Here is an 18043-nt window from a genome sequence, read left to right on the forward strand (position 1 = left end):
CCTCGTCGTCGCACGACCCGAACCTGGTCCGTGAATCACTTCACGCCAGTTCGATTACTCTTTTACGTGTTGTCGGTGCGCGCCGGAAGCCGCAATTTTCACCGCCGGCGAGAAGCGAAATCAATGCTTGCTCTTGGTTTCCCGGGCGAGCTTCAAAATGACATCGTCGGCCGCATCGGCGAGGGCCATTGCAATTTCGGCAGCCTTCCAGCCTCTCTTCTCTCCATTGCGGATAAGTTCGAAAAGCATGGGCTCGAATTCGGACCTACAGGTCTCCATTCGCTGGTCTGAGTTCAAGCGATTCTTGGAAGATTGAATATCTGTCATCTCGATACCCCAGATTTAGAGGGTAGATTTATCAAGGCGGCTGAAGAGCGCAAGTAAATATGTTAATCGAACATTAATAATTCGATTTTTCGACTCGCCTCGGCCGTAAACAACTGGAAATCCAAGAAGGGCTCGCCGGGGTTTGACGAGCCCCGCCTTCTTTGTCGCACTGGAAAAGCAACTCGGTCAGCCCAAAAATCTTGCGTTTGCGCATGCTTCCAGTCAACTTCTACTTATTTTGTATAGACGGAGGGCTGGATGCCGGAATGGCACAGTAGTTCCGGCGAGATAAAGCTGGATCGGGGCCGAAATAGCTTTGCTTTTCTCTGTCGGCCCCGAAATATACTAACTTAAAAGTGTATTTATTCGGATTGTTTTTTATGGTTGTGCGTCAAAACGCCCAACGCGTGCCACTGCCGTCCGTCCTGCTGGATGAGGTCGTCGGCGCAGGCGGGACCCATGCTCCCGGGCGCATACGGATCCGGTTTTTTTGCACCTGATGCCCACACGTCAAGGAACGGCTGAACGGCTGCCCATCCGGCTTCGATGCCGTCTGCACGTTGGAAGAGCGTCTGGTCGCCGATGAAGAGATCGTAGAGCAAAGACTCGTAGCCCGTCATCTTGCCGATATCGAACATCTCGGCGTAGCGGAAATCGAGCGACACCGGAACGGTATCGACCGAGAGGCCCGGCGACTTGATCGAGAGCTCGACGCTCAGGCCCTCGTCGGGCTGCACCTGGATCACCATGCGGTTCGGGGGCAGGCTGCGTTTGATGTCGGTTTCGCGGAACTGCGCGAAAGGCACCTGCCGGAAGGTTACGACGATTTCGGTGTCGCGCGCCGTCATCGCCTTGCCTGTCCGCAGATAGAACGGCACGCCGGCCCAGCGCCAGGTATCGACATAGAGCTTCAGCGCCACAAAGGTTTCCGTATCGCTGTCGGGCGACACGTCCTTGCTGTCGCGGAAGGCGGTGATGGCGTTGCCGTTCAGCGTTCCCGACGTGTAGGCGCCGCGCACGGCATGCGTCTCGGCCTCTTCGGGCGTATAGATGCGCAGCGCGCTCAGTGCCTTGCTCTTCTCGCTGCGGATCGCCTCGGCGCCGAAGCCGTTCGGGGCTTCCATCGCGATCATTGCCAGAAGCTGGAACAGGTGGTTCGGCACCATGTCGCGGAGTGCGCCCGTCGCATCGTAGAACTTGCCGCGCATGCCGACATCGACGGTTTCGGCGGCGGTGATCTGCACGTGATCGATGTAGTTGTTGTTCCAGAGTGACTCGATCATCATGTTGGCGAAGCGCGCCGTCAGGATGTTCTGTACCGTTTCCTTGCCGAGGAAATGATCCAGCCGGTAGACTTGGGTTTCCGCCACGCGGCTGAGGATCTGGGCGTTGAGCGCGCGCGCCGAGGCGAGGTCCGTGCCGAAAGGCTTTTCGATGGCGATGCGGCGGAAACATCCGTCGCTTTCCTTCGTCAGATTATGCTCTGCCAGTTTATTGACGAGCGGACCGAAGAATTGCGGCGGCACCGCGAAGTAAAACGCAGCATTACCGCTCTGCGATGCTTTCAGCCGGTCGGCGATCTGCAGGAATATATCGTCCTTGGTGAAGTCGCCGGAGATATAGGCGATGCGCTTCTTGAGGCGCTGCCAGCCGTCGGTCTTCTGATGCGCGCCGCCATCGTCCATGCCGGCGAGAAAGCTGTCGAGGTGATCGACCAGCATCGCGTCGTCGCCGGCATCGATGCCGATACCGAGGATATGCAGATCGTCTCCGACCATGCCGCTCTGTATCAGGTTGATGATCGCCGGCACCAGCAGGCGGCGGGTGAGGTCGCCGGTGGCGCCGAAGATGACGAGGGTGACCGGCGGGGTGGGGGCTACGTCCATGGTGATCTGCTCCTTGTGGCCGCGGTCAATATAAAGCGCGCCTGCATCGTCACAAGTGGCGGCGCAGGCGCGGGATGTATCAGGCCTTTACGGCGACCATGAAGAGGCGCGGAAAGCGCAGCAGCACGCGGCCGTCGGACATCTTCGGATAGGCTTTCTCGACGCGGGCGTGATAATCCGCCAGGAACGCCTCGCGATGTTCTTCGCCGGCATGGTCGAGATAGGGCCGGAGACCGGTGCCCTTCACCCATTCGACAATCGCGGCGGCATCGGCCATCGGGTGATTGTAGATCGTATGCCAGATATCGACCCTGGCCGATTTCGCGATCAGCCGGCTGTAATAGGTCGATGGGACAGGCAACGGATTGCGGCGAACGCTCTTGGCGGCGAATGCGGCCTTCCAGGGGCCGGCATGCCCGGTTTCTTCCATCAGCAGGTGCGTCGGCTCATTCAGGTTGTCGGGCATCTGCACGGCAAGCGCGCCGCCCGGCGCAAGCCCGTCCATGAGCCTATCCATCAGGTCGATATGATCAGGCAGCCACTGGAAAACGGCGTTGGCAAACAGCAGGTCGACAGGCTCGCTCGGTTGCCATGTCGCGAGGTTCGCTTCCACGAACGCCGTTGAGGGCAGCCGCTTGCGCGCCGCTTCCAGCATGTTCAGGTCGCTGTCGAGCCCGACGACGCCGGCACTCCCGTAGCGATCGATGATGAGTTCGGTCGAATTTCCCGGGCCGCAGCCGAGATCGATCGCCCTGTTGATGCGCTCGAGCGGAACCTGTGCGAGCAGATCCCGCGCCGGGCGGGTGCGCTCGTCTTCGAACTTCACATACTGGCTGGCGGACCATGCCATGGGATGCACTCCTTGCTTACACATTGCTTCCTGCGCGCACGCGCATTCAGTTTGTATTGCGAGGGACGCGCTTCCGGAAGGGATAGCTTTGTTTTGAAACGAGAATGTGAAGAGGAGAAGGCCGAGACTGGCTCCAGTCTCGGCATTGCTTTTCAGGCATCGGCCATTGAGCCGATAGCCCTGCTCAGGCCGCCAGGATGGTGATGCCGTGGGCGTTGGCGGCGGCCTTCATGCGGTCCATCGTTTCCGCCGAAGGTGCTGTCTTCGGCGGTTCCTGCGAGCCTGCGGCTTCCAGGAATTCGGCCATGCCGCTATCGACGATCGCCGCGAAGGCGGCGGTCTCGGTGCCTGTGTTGGAGTAGGCGTGGGCCTGCTTCGCCTCGATGCGGACGATATCGCCCGCCGTCGCCTCGAACTCGTCGATGCCGTTCGCGGTCGCCCGGCGAATGGTCAGCCGACCCTCGAGTATCCGGAAGACCTCGGGGCTCGCGTGCTGGTGCAATGGCGTGCGGCTGCCGGGTGGCACCGTCACGTCGAATATGTTGAGCCAGTTTCCCTGCAGTCGAGCCCGCCGCTCGATCCGATCGCCCAGCACGAAGAATACCTTCGCGCTCGCCTGGGCAGGCGCTTTCACAAATGAGTTGGACATCATGTCTCGCTTTTTCTTTTTCTTGGCGGCGAGCCCGTTAGACCTTTCCGGAGCCATTGGCAACCCGCAGCCGCCGATCGTCGCTGTCGCGACTTGTCCCGGCGCATATGGGTTCTGGCGTTTGCCGCTTCAAGCCGCATCGCTTTTCTGGTCGCCGCTGCTCTGCTCCGCCAGAATGCGCCTGGCAACCTCGTCCAGCGCCTTGGCATTGTCCTTGGCGAGCGATGCACCGATAGCCTTCAACGCCTTGATATTATCAGGCGAGGCATCGTCGAGCGCATCGTTTTCCTTCTGCGTCAGCTGCCGGTCGAGACGGAAATAATCGAGGCTCCGAATATTGGCATCCGTCACCACGGTAGAGTAGTCGAGCTCGGTGCCGGCAGGGTTGAGAAGCGCGTTTGCCTGATAGGAAGCCGTGCTTGCCTGTCCCTGCATCAGGATCGAAATCAGCGGCGTATCGCGGGCCGGATGCATCCAGCCGACGGCACCCCAGCCCTTGGCCTCCTGATAGGCGACCGGTCGGTTCTGCTGGCCCGTGCCGAGCGACAGGAAGACCAGCCGGTCATCCTGCCACGGCTTCTTGCGCGCCTCGACATAGGCCGCGAGGATCGGGTCGTTGGCAAACACGCCGCCGTCGATCAGCGGCAAGAAGCGGTCTTCCTTCTTCGCGCCGATCCGCTCGATCAGTGCCGGCGGGAAGTAGGTCGGCGCCGCCGAGGTCGCCCTTGCTGCCTCCCAGTAGCGGAAATTGCTGTTCTTCTTGTCGGCGTTCGACATGAAGAGTGCTGTCCGGTTGCGAATGTCGTAGGCCGGGATGAGGACGGTCGACAGGCCCTTGTCCAGCGTCGCGGTTCCCAACCGCTCCTTCAGCTTCGCCTCGAGCGAAACGGTTTCGTAGCTCGGGCTGCTCAGGCCATAGGGATTGATGATGTCGCCGAGCGGCGGTTTGCGAAAGATATCGCCGCCCTCCTTCGCGTAAAGCTCAAGCAGGTCCGACGGCGTGCAGGCTGCTTCGCCGGCCTTCGACGGGTGAGGGCAGGTCAGGCCGGCCGCGATGATGCCGCCGGTCGAGGTGCCCGCGATCAGGTCGAATGCCTTGTGCAGCGGCAGCCCGTTCAACCGCTTGGCCAGTTCCACCAGGATCAAGGCCGGAATGATGCCGCGGATGCCGCCGCCGTCGATCGAAAGAATAAAACGCGTTGCCATTTGCCCCTCCATCCGGTTCATCCGGTGGTGGAGAGTATGAATTGCAACCAAAAGAATACTACAAACTGAAGCGCACTTTTTGATTGAAGTCGGTTGCAGGCAAAATCAGAACTGGGTGATGACGCTGATCCCGATGCCCTCGGCACGATCCATGGTCATCAGGCCGGGGATTGCCTCCTCGAGCGTGATGCGCCGGCCGATCAGCTTCTGCGGCGCGATCTTACCCGCCGCGAGCATCGACAGCATCGCGTCATAGCGCCAGGCCTGCATGCCGTGGCTGCCGTAGATTTCCAGCTCATGGCCGATCACCTGCGCCATCGGGATTTGCGGCGTCGCATGTTCGCCGAGCATGAGGCCGATCTGCACATGCCGCCCGCGCCGGCGCAGGTTCTTGATCGAGTTGAAGCAGGTGACGGGATGGCCGAGCGCGTCGATCGAGACATGCGCGCCGCCCTTGGTGATCTCGCGCACCGCCTCGGCCACATCGGCCACGCTGCTCGCATTGATCGTCGCCACCGCCCCGCATTCGCGCGCGAAGGCAAGCTTCTCGTCGGAAAGATCGATGCCGATCGCGTTCGCCCCGAGTGCCGTCGCGATCATGATGGCCGAAAGCCCGACGCCGCCGCAGCCGTGCACGGCGATCCACTCGCCGGGGCCGGTGCGCGCCTGGTCGGCCACCGCGCGAAACGAGGTCGCGAAGCGGCAGCCAAGGCTTGCCGCCGTCGCGTCGTCGATGCTCTCGGGCAGGTGCACGAGGTTCGTATCGGCATAGTCGATCGCGACGTACTCGGCGAACGAGCCCCAATGCGTGAAGCCCGGCTGGAACTGGTTGGGGCAGACCTGCTGGTTGCCGGAATGGCACTCGCCGCAATGGCCGCAGCCGGAAACGAACGGCACGGTCACGCGATCTCCGACCTTGAAGCGCACCACGCCCTTGCCGGTTGCGACCACCTTGCCGGCCAGCTCATGGCCCGGAACGTGAGGCAGCTTGATATCGGGATCATGGCCCACCCAGCCGTGCCAGTCGCTGCGGCAAAGCCCGCTTGCGCCGACGGCGATGACCACGCCATCCTCGCCGGGTGTCGGATCGGGCAGGCTGCGAATTTCGGGAGCCTTCTGGAAGGCATCGTAGAACATGGCTCTCATCGGTCTCTACTCCACAGCGACATGGCGATTCCGCTCTATGATGGCACGTCGCCTGCATCGCTTCCAATCGCGCCACCCATGATTTTCGGTGATGCACCCATCGACGGCGCTCAACGAGATGCGAACGAATATTACTCCACTACAGACGCGTCAGTCATTTTCTTGCTTCCGGTTTTACGGCAAGGATTTCCTCTTGACCGGCCGTCTGCAGGGGGATTTTGCTCCTTTCTACTTTTTGAGGAGAATGCCCATGGCCGTCGACACATCGCCCCGTTCCTCCACCTGGACCTACGTCGAGGGAGAGTGGCTCACCGGCAATCCGCCGCTGATCGGGCCGACCTCGCACGCCATGTGGCTGGCCTCCACAGTGTTCGACGGCGCCCGCTGGTTCGATGGCATCGCGCCGGATCTCGACCTGCATTGCCAGCGCGTCAACCGCTCGGCGATCAACATGGGCCTGAAGCCGGTCAAGACCGCCGAGGAGATCGAGGCGCTGGCCTGGGAAGGCATCAAGAAGTTCGACGGCAAGACGCCGCTCTACATCAAGCCGATGTATTGGGGCGAACATGGCTCGGCCGGCAGCGTCGTCACGGTCGACGGCGAATCCACACGCTTCGCGCTCTGCCTGTTCGAGGCGCCGCTCGGCAACAATGCCCCGAATTCGCTGACCGTTTCGCCCTACCGCCGCCCATCGCCGGAAACCGCGATGACGGATGCCAAGACCGGCTCGCTCTATCCGAACAGCGGTCGCGCCATCGCCGAAGCCAAAAGCCGCGGCTTCGACAACGCGCTGATGCGCGACATGAGCGGTAACGTCGCGGAAACGGCATCCTCCAACGTCTTCATGGTCAAGGACGGCATCATCTCGACGCCGATCGCCAACCGCACGTTCCTGGCCGGCATCACCCGCGCCCGTGTCATCGGTCTCCTGCGCAAGGCTGGCTTCGAGGTCCGCGAAGTGACGCTGTCGGTCGAGGACTTCATGAACGCCGACGAGATCTTCACCTCAGGCAACTATTCCAAGGTCGTCGGCGTCAGCCGCCTCGACGGTCGGGATTTTCAGCCGGGGCCGGTCACCCGCAAGGCGTTCGAACTCTACATGGACTGGGCCTTCGGTCGCAGCGAAAGCGACAGCTAAGGTCGTCGCTTTCGATCCAAAGTACTATGGCCGCGCTTGGCGCGGCCATTCGGTCGGCTGTAGGGAGGAAGGCCGAGATCCCATCATTCGAACGACCGAGAAGCCCGCGTCATGATCGTGCGCCCCCGTCCCAGCCTGCTCAAACTCTTCTTCATTCTTCGTGGCTCGATCATCAAGCAGGTCTTCCCGCAGATCCTGTTGACCGGCTTCCTTTCCTCGCTCGTGGTGCTCGTCCACAGCGTCTGGCCGGGCACCTTGCCGGTCTTCAGCGGCGCGCCCTTCGCGCTTCTCGGTATCGCGATCTCCATCTTCCTCGGCTTCCGCAACAACGCCTGCTACGACCGCTGGTGGGAGGCGCGCAAGCAGTGGGGGCAGATGATCTTCTCCGCCCGTCACTTCGCCCGGCAGACGCTGATCATCGAAACCGCAAGTGGTGAGGCCGGGGCCGAAGCGCGCAAACGCCTTGTCACGCTCGTCATCGCCTTCGTTCAGTCGCTGGTACCGCACTTACGCGCCGGCAGCGGCCGCGAAAAGGTCGAGCGCCTGCTGTCGCCGGAGCTGAAGGCCCGCTATCACGCAAGCCGCACGCCGCCGGAGGCGATCTCGCTGGAAATCGCGCGGGAGCTAGCCGATCTGCGTGCCAGGGGCATGCTCACGGACATCTCCTATCAGATCCTCGACAAGACACTCGGAGAGCTGACGCTGGCGCAGGCATCCTGCGAGCGCATCCGCTGGACACCGGTGCCCTTCGGCTACACGCTGCTGCTCCACCGCACGGCGCATCTCTTCTGCCTGCTTTTGCCTTTCGGCTTCGATGACGTGCTCGGCTGGTTCATGCCCTTCGCGACGGCGCTGGTCGCCTACACCTTCTTCGGCCTCGATGCGCTCGGCGACGAACTGGAAGCCCCATTCGGCATCCAGCCGAACGCCCTCCCGATCGGCGCCCTTGCCGACACGATCGAGATCAATCTGCGCGAAGCGCTGGGCGAGACGGACCTGCCGCCGCTCCCGACGCCGGTGGATTACCTTCTGATGTAGGCCTCAGCGTCTACGCCGTTTCCGTCGAAGTCGGTGGCGCGCTTTTTCGATACAAGACGATCGCAAAGACGGATGACCGACGGTCGCAATCTGTCCCGCATTCGTTCTTCGGCCCAGCAGATGAGGCCCGTCAGTGTGAAGATGAGCACAAACGTCGAAGTAAGCGCTGCGTAAGGGCTCATTCCTGCTTCAACCAGCAGGTACAAAAGATAAACGCCGACGATCTGGTGGACGAGATAAAGCGGGTAGGTCGCCTTGCCCAGCTCACGGATCAGCCGCCTTTGCGGATCCGAGAGCAGCCGCAGGACCTGTCCATTCGCAGCGATCGTAACTGCGAAAACCATCAGGAATACTGTCCAGATGAAGAATGGCGGAGAGTACGAGGCCGTCTCGGCATAGCTGCCGACGATCGCGATTGTCAGGAAGATCAATCGATGGAGGCGGACGCCGTTATGGTACAGGTGGTAGGCAAGTGCGCCGACGGCAAATTCGCAGCCGTGCCGGATCAGCAGCAAATTTGTCCACTTTCCCGAGAAATTCAGCTGCTCGTAGCCTGCGTTTATCAGGATGTTGAAGGTCGCGCTGATTGTAGCGATGAGACATATATATTTGTAAAATAAGGAGAAATTAGAGAAAATCAGAATCAGGAAAACGCAGGTGTAGAAGGCGACTTCGATCGACAGTGTCCAATAGACGCCATCGATCTGTGAGCCTAACGGGAAGAACGCCATGCTGTTGAAAAGACGCCCTAGGGTGCTTGGGATCGAGTTCTGGCCCGACAGAACAATGAAAATTGCGGTGAGCGGCGCGCAAAGCCATACGGCTGGGCCGAGACGCAATATCCGCGCCGCGAGGAACTTCGACGGGGTCGTCGCGCTGGCGCTGAACGAAATGACAAAGCCCGATATCACAAAAAATGCAGGCACGCCCATCCACCCGTATTGGGCGAAAAATGCCAGATCGGGAAACGCGATGATTCCCATCGAGAACTTGTAGGCATCTCGCCCGGCAATCGAGGTCTGGTAACAATAGTGGTAGAGAACGACCGAGAGCGCCGCCAGCAGGCGAAGTAGGTCTAAACCAATGATTTGACGAGATTTCCTGTGCCCGACACCTTCAGGTGCGGTCGTTTGTTTTTTATTGCTGCCCCCAGTCACAATATCTCCACAGCACGAAGAATAGACGTCAGATATTCTTTCGGAATATTTGTGAAGTATAATCTTCGGCTGTGGGTGTAAATGGCTGCTTTATTGTCGGTTGTGGAAAAGGCCTGTGCCTACGCCTCTTTCGGCCGCACCAGCCACGCGTAGGCGGCACCCGCGATCAACAGCACGCAGGTTCCGAGAAAGACCGCCCGCATGCCGATATGGCCGCCGATGAAGCCGCCAAGCACCGGGCCGGCGACCTGGCCGACATATTGCGAGGAGACCGACAGCCCGAGGATGCTGCCGGCAGCACTATCTGGCACGCTGTGGCGGATGACGGCGGAAATGCAGGGCAGCAGCCCGCCGAGCGCGGTCCCCATCAGGAAGCGCAGGATGATCAGCTGCCAGGAGCTGGTCACGAATGCCTGTGGGATCAGCAGCACGCCGGCGACGCCGAGCGCGCCTGCGATGACAGGCCAGTGACCGATCCGGTCGGCAAGCTTGCCGAGACGCGAGGCCGACAGGATGCTGCCGAGCGCTGCCGCCGACATGACGATGCCTGCAATCATCGTGACCTTGCCGGGATCTTCCACCAGCTGCGCCACATAGACGGTGATGATCGGCTCGATCGACATGTTGGCAAACATCAACAGCATACCGGTCGCCAGCATCGCGACGACAGGACGCTTGTCCGGGATCGAAGTCCAGCCGCCGCTCGCCTTCGCCGCCTGCTTGCGGGCAGGGGATTTCTCTTCCTTGATCAGGAAGGTGGTTGCGAGAAACGCCAGGAAGATCATCGCGCCGGCCGCGAGGAAGGTGTAGCGGATGCCGATCAACGGAGGCAGCGCACCGCCGATCAGCGGTCCGACGAGATTGCCGGCCATGATGCCCGACGCGAGCATGCCGAGCGCCCATGCGGATCGATCCTTCGGCGTCTGGGTGGCGACCAGCACCATCGAACCGGACGAATAGCCGCCGGCCAGCCCGACGAACAGCCGCAGCGCCACCAGTTGCCAGACATTGTCGGCCATGCCCATTAGCGAGATCGCAAGCGTCATCCCGGCGCTGGCGCGCACCAGCATCAGCTTGCGTCCATAGATGTCGCCGAGGCGGCCCCAGAGCGGGGCCACGAAGGCGGCGGCAAGGAAGGTCGCTCCATAGGCGATACCGGACCACTGGACGATTGCCGCATGGTCGCTGACACCGAGTTCCTCGACGTAGAGCGGCAGAAACGGGAGCAGCAGCGTCATCGCGACGATCGTCGTGAAGGAGCCGAGCAGCGAAATGACCAGATTGCGCTTCCAATAGATCGAGCCGATATCGGCGACGGCAGCGCCGGTGTTCTTAGTCGTATCGCTCATGTCAGGCCTTCTAGGTGATCAATCGCCCGGCCGAAAACGCGAAAAGCATGTCGTTCCCGGTGGATGCACCGGTATAGCCTCGCCGTCGCGGCCCCATCAAGGACGGATGCCGGGCCATTCGGTTCGCTCAACGTCGTAATCATCCCGAACCGTCTGGTCTTTTGCACGAGCGACCGCAGTTAAGAACGATGGAGGAGCAAGATGACAGAGGAAAGCGATACAGAACGCGCCGAAACGGTCCGCGCGCTCTACGCGGCCTATATCGACGGCCGCGCCGATATCGTCGCGACGATGCTGACGGAGGATTTCACCTTTTCCAGCCCACGTGACGACCATATCGACCGCAGCACCTATTTCGAGAGGTGCTGGCCCAAGCCACCGCCGTTCGAGCGTCTGGAGATCGAATATCTCGGTCTTGAGGACGATCAGGCTGTGGTTCGCTATCGCGCAGTCAAGCGCGACGGTGGCGCGTTCCGCAACATGGAAACGCTCCGCTTCAAGGGGGATAAGGTCGCGGCCGTCGAGGTCTACTTCGGCCGCGATGCCTAAAATGTAGGGCGCGAGGGATCAGGCGACCGCGCGCCGCGCCTGGCGGCGCGAGACGATGAAGGCCTGCGCCATGCTGCCTAAAGCAAACAGCACAATCCATGCAAGCAGCGCTGCCTTCACCGGCGGCGAATCCGGACCGTTGCCGATCGGATGCGAGGGCGGGAGCCGCGACAAGCTCTCGTTGATCCCGGGAACCCAGAGCAGGAAATAGGTGAATGAGAAGCCGAGGTTCCTCAGATAGGGGATCAGCCGGCCGAGAAATCTAAGCTTCGGCAGCACGAGACAGATGGCGGAAACGAGAAGCACGATGATGGCAAGCGCATGGCCGGGATTGAAGCCGCCGGTGGACGACAGGCCGAAGGCGCTGATGGCGGAGAGCGCCAGCGTTGCGAGATAGACCTTGCCGACGGATGTTTCCGGGCGAATGGCGCGGTACTTGGCGAAACTGTAGAGCCCGGCAACGGCGGGAACGATGCTGATGGCGGTGTGGATCTCACCGAGAAGCGAAAGCGGATTGGCCATGTCGAATGCTCCTGTTTGGACCGACTAGTTGGTCGGTAGTTTGATCGAAAAATGCAATGCCGGATGATCCCTGCTCTACCCGGTGAGCCGCTGCAGTGCCGGCTGGGTGATCCTGGAAAACAGCGCCGCGTCGCCACCGGCGACGCGGGCGGCGAGCATCGCGCCATGAACGCTGGCGACCAGCACCCGCGCACTCGTCTCGGCATTGTCGGGGCTTTTCAATGCGCCGCTTCGCAACCCCTCGTCTATGAAGCCGGCGAGGCGGTCTATCAGTTCGTCGAAATGCGCCTTCACCTGCTCCACGACCTCCGGCGGAAGGCTCGGCAGTTCGGACGCTAGCAATGCGGCGATACAAAAGGGCGCGTTGTCGTCACGGATGCATTGCTCCCAGAAGCCGACATAGGCTCGAAGCCGCATGTCGGCCTGCGTGACCCGCGCTGCTATTGCTCCCATCCCGTCCACCGTCGCCTGCCGGTAGCGGGCGATCACCGCAACGGCCAGATCCGCCTTGCCGGGAAAGTGGTGGTGGATCGTCGCCTTGCCGACGCCGACAGCGGCGGCGATGTCGGCATAGCTGAAGGCGTTGTAGCCGCGCGTCACGATCAGAGATTGGGCGCTGTCGAGGATGCGAGTGTAGGTGTCGGTTGCCATGAAGGGTTGTCTACCGACTAGTTGGTCTGGAGTCAACGAGGCAGCATTTGGCACACTCAAACGTGATGTCGGGCGAGACCGGTCGAGCCCGACATCGTGGTGGGAAATGTCTTAGCCAATCGCCATGGCCGAGCCCGGGCACCGCGTCGGTGATGATCCGGCCGAGAGGCCGGACCGCACCTATCCGCTTATTCCGCTGGCGTCAGCCGGGGATCGCCAAGGTCGCCGGAGAGGCGCAGCGACTTGTCGGAAATGTCGATCATCGGCGTGAAGGTGGCGGCCGGCATGCGCGGCTCCTCGACCCGCTCACTGGATAGCACCGGGCCCGGGCGCTCGCTGCGGGCCACCTCGAGCTGTCCCGTCAGGATCGCCCGTTCGGCACGCAGCTGGCGGATTTCGGACTTGGCGATTTCCAGGCTCGTGCGCAGCTGGCCGATTTCGTGCCGGTCCGAATCCATCCGCGTGTCCATGTCGCGGCGCAGGGCGTCGGAATCGCGGTCGCGTTGCAGTCTCAGGCTGTCGGTCTCGCGCAGCTTGAGCGTCAGTTCGTTCGCCTGGCTCGCAAGCTCGCGGCGGGCCGCCTCGCTTTCGGTGCCTGACGTCCGTGCGCGCTGAAGCTCTTCGCCAAGCCGCTCGGTGCGTGACAGCGACGTCGAGAGTTCCGAGCGAACCCGCTTCAGTTCGCCGCGCGCCGCCTGCAGTTCCTCGTCGGTGATCCGGTTGCGGCCGTTCGCCGTGACCAGCAGCTTTTCCACCAGCTCGGCCTTCGAGCCGATCGCCTCATGCTTGGTCGTCAGATGCGCGATCTCGAGCGCCGAGGATGCCTGCAGCGTCTCGAATTCCATTTCGAGCCGCTTGTGGCGTTCCTCGAACAATGCGAGATCCTGCTTCAGGCTCGCGGCCGTCATCTGCAGATTGCGAACGAGCGCTTCCTGCTCCATCAGGCCGCTTTTCAGCTGGCTGCGCTCTTCATTGAGGCGTGCCATCTCGCGGGCCTGGACGCCGTTTTCGCGGCGTGAAGTCTCGATCAGCAGCTGGTGGGCGGTCGTTTCACCGTCGAGCTTCTCCCGTGTGCTCGCCAGCTCGCGGCTGCGCTGATCCAGCTCCAGCTGCGTGCGCTTCAACAGCGTCGATGCCTCGTCGAACTGGATGGCGCGATCGCTGAGTTCGCGTTCGGCGTCGAGCAGCCGGGTCTCGACGATGGTGAACTCTTCGCAGGTGACCCCGTGGACGCCCTGCAGCTTGGTCAGTTCGTCGCGCAGTGCCTCGGTTTCGGAACGCAGTTGCGTGTTGTCGTTCCGGAAGTCCTTGTTCTCGCTGCTCAGTCGCGCATTGTCCTGATCGGCCTTGTGGCGGGCATTGCTCTCATATTCGAGAAGCGAGCTGATCCGCGCGCATTCGGCGCGCAGCGTGCCGGTCTCGGTCAGCGACTGGCTGTGCGTTCCGAGCAGGCTCGATACGCGCTGCTGCAGCGAGGCGATGCTGGACATCAGATCCTCCGATGTCCGCTGGCTTTCTTCCAACGCCGATCCGAAGGCGGAGAATTCGTTGACATCCGCGACGGTATAGCGAAGCGGCTCGCCGCCGGTCGACCGTTGTTCGGTTATCGATGTTGGCCGGTAACCGGCTGTCGGCTGCGGCCGACCGTCTTCTCCGCGACGAAAAAAGCTCATGACCATGACTTGTGCCCCAAAAGTACTGTCAAAAAACGCCGGTGAAATATGGATTTCAGCTAAATAAGCGAATTGTCGAAAATTGTGCCGATTCCTAACCCCGTACTGCGGGTTGCATCTAGAAACGCCTATGTATGCCTGTCAAAATACGACAGATGACAATCAACAGGCTTCTTGAGGGTCCGGTCGTTTGAGCTGATTTCTGTGGGATTTGTGCAACAGGCCATTTCCGGCCGGTCACTCCTCCGGCAGGAACCGGATTTGCTCGGTGTCGAGTTCGCTGCCGAGCTCCACATCCTTCGTCCGCTTGTCGAAGATGCAGAAGTAGCTGACGAAGCCGTTGGCGCCCTTTGGCTTGCCGGTGACGAGTGCCACGCCGAAGTGCTCGCTGCCGAAAGGATCGACGATCGCGTGCGGAAATTCGATCGAGGCCCGCGCCGCAATTTCGCACTTGCCCTGAACTTCCGTGGCGAACTCCTGCCAGGCATCCCCGGAAGAGGCGTGCGCTGAAGAAGCGGCGGCGAGCGAAGCGAAAAGGATGCCGCAACGGATCGTCCAATCTGGCATGATCAACCCCCATCTTCTCTTGCGTGCCGCCAGCGCATCATCGTTGATTTGCGCCTTGGATGCCAAGCCCTTAGCCGAGGCAAATTTTCCTCCGGACTTGCCTTTTTTGATATTTCTCCGGTTGCCTGACCGGGCTTGCGCTCCTATGTTCCCGCTCACCTGCCGATCACGCAAACTATTGCCAAGAGGAGACTACAATGGCTTTCGAATTGCCTGAACTTCCCTACGACTACGAAGCGCTGCAGCCTTTCATGTCGAAGGAAACCCTGGAGTTCCATCACGACAAGCACCACAAGGCCTATGTCGACAACGGCAACAAGCTCGCTGCGGAAGCGGGCCTTGCCGATCTTTCGCTCGAAGAAGTCGTCAAGAAGTCTTTCGGCACCAACGCCGGTCTCTTCAACAATGCTGCCCAGCACTACAACCACGTCCATTTCTGGAAGTGGATGAAGAAGGGCGGCGGCGGCAACAAGCTGCCTTCCAAGCTCGAAGCGGCTATCAACTCCGACCTCGGCGGCTACGACAAGTTCAAGGCTGACTTCGTTGCTGCGGGCACGACGCAGTTCGGCTCCGGCTGGGCCTGGGTTTCCGTCAAGAACGGCAAGCTGGAAATCTCCAAGACCCCGAACGGCGAGAACCCGCTGGTTCACGGCGCGACCCCGATCCTCGGCGTCGACGTTTGGGAGCACTCCTACTACATCGACTACCGCAACGCCCGCCCGAAGTACCTCGAAGCGTTCGTCGATAGCCTGATCAACTGGGACTACGTCCTGGAGCGCTACGAAGCCGCTACCAAGTAAGGCCGGCATAGCCGACTGGATCCGACGCCCGGTGCTGAAACGCACCGGGCGTTTTTCGTTGGGAAAGCGTCACAGGCCTGTCACGCATGGTGCCTAAAGCACCGCCATGACACATGTTTCCGACACTCCGCTTTTCCGCTTCGGCATCGTCGCAGACCCGCAATACGCCGATATCGAGCCGCATATGGCGATGAACCGCTATTATGCCGCAAGCCTCGGCAAGCTCGCCGATGCGATCGATGTCTTCAACGGCGAGGATCTGAGCTTCGTCATGACCCTCGGCGATATCATCGACAGGGATTTCAGGAGCTTCGACGACATCCTGCCGGTTTACGGGAAATCCAGGCAGGAAGTACTGTTCCTGCTCGGCAATCACGATTTTTCGGTCGCGCCCGATCATCTCCCCTCGGTCGCCGAACGCGTGGGCTTGGCCTCGCCGTATTACAGCTTCGTCAGGCACGGCTGGCGTTTCGTCGTCCTGAACGGCAACGAAGTCAGCACTTTCGCGCCGCCGGTCGGGCATCCGCATCGGGCGCTTGCGGCAAGCATGCTTGCCGATCTCCGGGCAAAGGGAGCGATCAACGCGCAGGACTGGAATGCGGCCTTGAGCGACGAGCAGTTTGCCTGGCTGGAAGGCGAGATCAAAGCCGCGGCCGCAGCGGGCGAACGGGTCATCGTCATGAACCACTACCCCGTCTATCCGCCGAACGAACACGACTGCTGGGACCGCGAGCGCATCATCGGGTTGCTGACGGCAAATGACTGCGTCGCGGCCTATTTCAACGGCCATAACCACGCCGGCAATTTCGGCAAGCTCGGCGGCTGCTACTTCGTCAATTTCAAGGGCATGGTCGACACCGAGAGCGAAAACACCTTCGCGGTCGTCGAGGTCTGGGTCGACCGCTTGGAAATCCGCGGCTTCGGCCGTGAGGACGACAGGACGCTGCCGCTCTAGGCTGCAAATTTACTGCCTGGTTCGGATAACCTCCTGCTATTCGCGTTCGGCTGCGCTTTTGAGGCGCTGCTCAGTCCAAAAGATGCGGACGCTCCGTCCAGCCCGCGGTCCAGAGGCCACGCAACTGGTCGCCTTCGCCCTTGAAGTAGGCGTCGGCGGTCTCGCAATGCTCCACGCGGTCGGAGCGGAAGTTGCGGATCGCCGACCGCAATTCGCACCACGCGACGATATTGGTGGTCTGCGAATAGTAGATCAGCGCGATCGGCCGGACGGTCCGCTCGGTCGCGCGACCGAGTTCATCGCGATAATCAAGGCTGAGCTTCTGCTCGTCGCGGATCGCGCGGCGGACGGTGCCGAGATCGACGCTGACAGGCGCCTCGGCGGCCGATCCCCAGGCATAGAGTGCCCGCCGGTTCATCGCCTGTCGCAAAGGCAGGGGAACAGCGCCGGCGATCTTCTGGTTGACGCGCTTCGCGGCGTGCTTCAGCTCCTCGTCGCCGGTGCGCTCCAGCAGCGCCAGCGACAGCACGATCGCCTCGACCTCCTCGATCGAGAACATCAGCGGCGGCAGGTCGAAACCCGGCCGCATGATGTAGCCGATCCCACGCCCGCCTTCGATCGGCACCCGCATCGCCTGCAAGGCGGCGATATCCCGGTAGATCGATCGGACTGTCACCTCGAGCGCTTCGGCCATGACAGCCGCCGTCAGGGGCTGTCGCGCCAGTCGCAGCATCTGGATGATCTCGAAAAGGCGCGAAGCCTTGCGCATTTACCTCTCCATGAACCGACGCTCCTGACAATACACTGTCAGTTGGGCCCCCGTATACATCCCCATATCGAATTGAAAAATAACGAACCTTCGAGGAAGGATCGTCAGATGAGGGACAGGCAACTGACATGACCTACACACAAAATCTCTGGCTCTACTTCACGCTCCTGTTCGGAATTATTGTCGTGCCCGGCATGGACATGCTGTTCGTGCTGGCGAATTCGCTGACTGGCGGGCGGCGGACCGGGATGGCGGCAACAGCGGGCATCATGGCGGGCGGCGTCGTGCATTCGCTCTATGGCGCGATCGGCGTCGGGATATTGGCCAGCCTGCTGCCATCCCTGTTCAACCCGCTGCTTTTCGCGGGCGCCGCCTACATGGCCTGGATCGGATACACCCTGATCCGCAGTTCGATCGTCGTGAACAGCGTCGAGGCCGATGCGTCGCGCTCCGGTTGGCGGGCCTTCCGCCGCGGTGCCGCCACCTGCCTGATGAACCCGAAGGCCTATCTGTTCATGATTGCCGTCTACCCGCAGTTCCTGAAGCCGATCTACGGGCCGATATGGCTTCAGGGCCTCGTCATGGGGGCGATGACGATGGCGACGCAGGCCGCAATCTACGGGACGCTCGCCCTGACGGCGGCCCGCAGCCGCACTCTTCTTGTCTCCAACCCCGCTGCAACCGTGATGGTCGGCAGGGTGGCCGGCGCGCTCCTCGTCGCCGTCTCGATCCTGACCGCTTGGCAGGGTTGGCGGATGCCTGGATGAGCGGGGCTGTGCGAACCGATTAGAATACTGAAATGATTGCGCTA

19 protein-coding genes are annotated in these 18043 nt (G+C 61.4%); 7 read left to right on the top strand and 12 right to left on the bottom strand.

Annotated elements, in window-relative coordinates:
- Positions 1-30 precede the first annotated feature (30 nt).
- Positions 31-291 (top strand): hypothetical protein, encoded by a 261-nt coding sequence (locus ASE04_RS30855; protein WP_156408895.1) that lies wholly within the window; start codon positions 31-33, stop codon positions 289-291.
- Positions 292-689: 398 nt separating this feature from the next.
- Here ASE04_RS30855 and zwf read toward each other — a convergent pair whose 3' ends face one another.
- From zwf to ASE04_RS26600, 5 genes are all read right to left on the bottom strand, one after another.
- A complete protein-coding gene (gene zwf, locus ASE04_RS26580; RefSeq protein ID WP_056825108.1) occupies positions 690-2213 on the bottom strand; it encodes a glucose-6-phosphate dehydrogenase in 1524 nt (507 codons plus the stop codon).
- 79 nt (positions 2214-2292) lie between these two features.
- Positions 2293-3063, bottom strand: coding sequence for a trans-aconitate 2-methyltransferase (gene tam, locus ASE04_RS26585; RefSeq protein ID WP_056825110.1), 771 nt, complete (start codon positions 3061-3063; stop codon positions 2293-2295).
- 184 nt (positions 3064-3247) lie between these two features.
- Positions 3248-3715, bottom strand: coding sequence for a cupin domain-containing protein (locus ASE04_RS26590; RefSeq protein WP_056825112.1), 468 nt, complete (start codon positions 3713-3715; stop codon positions 3248-3250).
- 126 nt (positions 3716-3841) lie between these two features.
- Positions 3842-4918, bottom strand: a complete 1077-nt coding sequence (locus ASE04_RS26595; RefSeq protein WP_056825114.1) for a patatin-like phospholipase family protein — start codon at positions 4916-4918, stop codon at positions 3842-3844.
- A 105-nt stretch (positions 4919-5023) separates the two neighbouring features.
- The gene (locus ASE04_RS26600; RefSeq protein WP_056825116.1) at positions 5024-6064 is read right to left on the bottom strand and encodes a zinc-dependent alcohol dehydrogenase family protein; all 1041 of its coding nucleotides are present in this window, start codon (positions 6062-6064) and stop codon (positions 5024-5026) included.
- Positions 6065-6314: 250 nt separating this feature from the next.
- Here ASE04_RS26600 and ASE04_RS26605 point away from each other — a divergent pair, with 250 nt between their 5' ends.
- Complete coding sequence (locus tag ASE04_RS26605) at positions 6315-7202, top strand: branched-chain amino acid aminotransferase (RefSeq protein WP_056825118.1); 888 nt, start codon at positions 6315-6317, stop codon at positions 7200-7202.
- Between the two features lie 111 nt (positions 7203-7313).
- On the top strand, positions 7314-8240 hold the full coding sequence (locus ASE04_RS26610) for a bestrophin family protein (RefSeq protein ID WP_056825120.1): 927 nt from the start codon (positions 7314-7316) through the stop codon (positions 8238-8240).
- Here ASE04_RS26610 and ASE04_RS26615 read toward each other — a convergent pair.
- On the bottom strand, positions 8225-9397 hold the full coding sequence (locus tag ASE04_RS26615) for an acyltransferase family protein (RefSeq protein WP_162260549.1): 1173 nt from the start codon (positions 9395-9397) through the stop codon (positions 8225-8227). The two genes, ASE04_RS26610 and ASE04_RS26615, sit on opposite strands and share 16 nt — an antisense overlap.
- A gap of 119 nt (positions 9398-9516) precedes the next feature.
- Positions 9517-10746, bottom strand: a complete 1230-nt coding sequence (locus ASE04_RS26620) for a multidrug efflux MFS transporter (protein ID WP_056825124.1) — start codon at positions 10744-10746, stop codon at positions 9517-9519.
- 201 nt (positions 10747-10947) lie between these two features.
- Between ASE04_RS26620 and ASE04_RS26625 the strand changes: the two genes are divergently transcribed.
- Entirely contained in the window at positions 10948-11295 is a 348-nt protein-coding gene (locus ASE04_RS26625; protein WP_056825125.1) for a nuclear transport factor 2 family protein, read from the top strand.
- 18 nt (positions 11296-11313) lie between these two features.
- On the opposite strand, the gene ASE04_RS26630 is transcribed toward ASE04_RS26625, so the two are convergent.
- The 4 genes from ASE04_RS26630 to ASE04_RS26645 all read right to left on the bottom strand — a co-directional run bounded on the left by ASE04_RS26630 (position 11314) and on the right by ASE04_RS26645 (position 14708).
- A complete protein-coding gene (locus tag ASE04_RS26630) occupies positions 11314-11817 on the bottom strand; it encodes a hypothetical protein (RefSeq protein WP_056825126.1) in 504 nt (167 codons plus the stop codon).
- Between the two features lie 75 nt (positions 11818-11892).
- The gene (locus ASE04_RS26635; protein ID WP_056825128.1) at positions 11893-12468 is read right to left on the bottom strand and encodes a TetR/AcrR family transcriptional regulator; all 576 of its coding nucleotides are present in this window, start codon (positions 12466-12468) and stop codon (positions 11893-11895) included.
- A 188-nt stretch (positions 12469-12656) separates the two neighbouring features.
- Positions 12657-14147 (bottom strand): hypothetical protein, encoded by a 1491-nt coding sequence (locus ASE04_RS26640; RefSeq protein ID WP_056825130.1) that lies wholly within the window; start codon positions 14145-14147, stop codon positions 12657-12659.
- Positions 14148-14378: 231 nt separating this feature from the next.
- Positions 14379-14708, bottom strand: coding sequence for a hypothetical protein (locus tag ASE04_RS26645; protein WP_056825804.1), 330 nt, complete (start codon positions 14706-14708; stop codon positions 14379-14381).
- A 197-nt stretch (positions 14709-14905) separates the two neighbouring features.
- Here ASE04_RS26645 and ASE04_RS26650 point away from each other — a divergent pair, with 197 nt between their 5' ends.
- Entirely contained in the window at positions 14906-15508 is a 603-nt protein-coding gene (locus ASE04_RS26650; protein ID WP_037180608.1) for a superoxide dismutase, read from the top strand.
- Positions 15509-15614: 106 nt separating this feature from the next.
- A complete protein-coding gene (locus tag ASE04_RS26655; RefSeq protein WP_056825133.1) occupies positions 15615-16463 on the top strand; it encodes a metallophosphoesterase in 849 nt (282 codons plus the stop codon).
- Between the two features lie 70 nt (positions 16464-16533).
- Here the strand turns inward: ASE04_RS26655 and ASE04_RS26660 are convergent, their stop codons facing one another.
- Positions 16534-17232 carry a helix-turn-helix transcriptional regulator gene (locus tag ASE04_RS26660; RefSeq protein ID WP_056825135.1) on the bottom strand — a complete coding sequence of 233 codons (699 nt, stop codon included), beginning with the start codon at positions 17230-17232 and terminating at the stop codon, positions 16534-16536.
- Positions 17233-17360: 128 nt separating this feature from the next.
- Here ASE04_RS26660 and ASE04_RS26665 point away from each other — a divergent pair, with 128 nt between their 5' ends.
- Positions 17361-17999, top strand: a complete 639-nt coding sequence (locus tag ASE04_RS26665; protein WP_056825137.1) for a LysE family translocator — start codon at positions 17361-17363, stop codon at positions 17997-17999.
- Positions 18000-18043 lie beyond the last annotated feature (44 nt).

This window comes from Rhizobium sp. Root708 (assembly GCF_001429725.1).
Lineage (GTDB): Bacteria > Pseudomonadota > Alphaproteobacteria > Rhizobiales > Rhizobiaceae > Rhizobium.

What these genes read in the sequence shown, in the direction of transcription:
- zwf (WP_056825108.1), bottom strand. Translation starts at nt 2,213, where the DNA reads ATGGACGTAGCCCCCACCCCGCCGGTCACCCTCGTCATCTTCGGCGCC.
- tam (WP_056825110.1), bottom strand. Translation starts at nt 3,063, where the DNA reads ATGGCATGGTCCGCCAGCCAGTATGTGAAGTTCGAAGACGAGCGCACC.
- ASE04_RS26590 (WP_056825112.1), bottom strand. Translation starts at nt 3,715, where the DNA reads ATGATGTCCAACTCATTTGTGAAAGCGCCTGCCCAGGCGAGCGCGAAG.
- ASE04_RS26595 (WP_056825114.1), bottom strand. Translation starts at nt 4,918, where the DNA reads ATGGCAACGCGTTTTATTCTTTCGATCGACGGCGGCGGCATCCGCGGC.
- ASE04_RS26600 (WP_056825116.1), bottom strand. Translation starts at nt 6,064, where the DNA reads ATGAGAGCCATGTTCTACGATGCCTTCCAGAAGGCTCCCGAAATTCGC.
- ASE04_RS26605 (WP_056825118.1), top strand. Translation starts at nt 6,315, where the DNA reads ATGGCCGTCGACACATCGCCCCGTTCCTCCACCTGGACCTACGTCGAG.
- ASE04_RS26610 (WP_056825120.1), top strand. Translation starts at nt 7,314, where the DNA reads ATGATCGTGCGCCCCCGTCCCAGCCTGCTCAAACTCTTCTTCATTCTT.
- ASE04_RS26620 (WP_056825124.1), bottom strand. Translation starts at nt 10,746, where the DNA reads ATGAGCGATACGACTAAGAACACCGGCGCTGCCGTCGCCGATATCGGC.
- ASE04_RS26625 (WP_056825125.1), top strand. Translation starts at nt 10,948, where the DNA reads ATGACAGAGGAAAGCGATACAGAACGCGCCGAAACGGTCCGCGCGCTC.
- ASE04_RS26630 (WP_056825126.1), bottom strand. Translation starts at nt 11,817, where the DNA reads ATGGCCAATCCGCTTTCGCTTCTCGGTGAGATCCACACCGCCATCAGC.
- ASE04_RS26635 (WP_056825128.1), bottom strand. Translation starts at nt 12,468, where the DNA reads ATGGCAACCGACACCTACACTCGCATCCTCGACAGCGCCCAATCTCTG.
- ASE04_RS26640 (WP_056825130.1), bottom strand. Translation starts at nt 14,147, where the DNA reads ATGGTCATGAGCTTTTTTCGTCGCGGAGAAGACGGTCGGCCGCAGCCG.
- ASE04_RS26645 (WP_056825804.1), bottom strand. Translation starts at nt 14,708, where the DNA reads ATGCCAGATTGGACGATCCGTTGCGGCATCCTTTTCGCTTCGCTCGCC.
- ASE04_RS26650 (WP_037180608.1), top strand. Translation starts at nt 14,906, where the DNA reads ATGGCTTTCGAATTGCCTGAACTTCCCTACGACTACGAAGCGCTGCAG.
- ASE04_RS26655 (WP_056825133.1), top strand. Translation starts at nt 15,615, where the DNA reads ATGACACATGTTTCCGACACTCCGCTTTTCCGCTTCGGCATCGTCGCA.
- ASE04_RS26660 (WP_056825135.1), bottom strand. Translation starts at nt 17,232, where the DNA reads ATGCGCAAGGCTTCGCGCCTTTTCGAGATCATCCAGATGCTGCGACTG.
- ASE04_RS26665 (WP_056825137.1), top strand. Translation starts at nt 17,361, where the DNA reads ATGACCTACACACAAAATCTCTGGCTCTACTTCACGCTCCTGTTCGGA.